The organism is Geobacillus sp. ZGt-1 (assembly GCF_001026865.1).
In the GTDB taxonomy this organism is placed as follows: Bacteria; Bacillota; Bacilli; order Bacillales; family Anoxybacillaceae; genus Geobacillus; species Geobacillus thermoleovorans.
In genome coordinates, this window is record NZ_LDPD01000004.1 from 69653 (window position 1) to 69901 (window position 249).

Consider the following 249-nt stretch of genomic DNA (forward strand, 5'->3'; position numbering starts at 1 on the left):
CGAGAAAATAGACAAGCTGCCTTTTCGTCAGGAATTGTTAAACTATAATGTCCAGTCAATGCCAATAATCAAACAAAACATTTTGCGAAAAAAGGTTGACAATCAGGATGATCGTGTGCTAAATTATAAAAGCCGTCGCTAAACGGCGGAAAACAGCAGAGGAAGTTGCGGGAAAACGTATTGACAAACGACAAGTTGCTCAATATAATAAACAATGTCGATTGTCAAACATCATTCCGCAATAGCTCA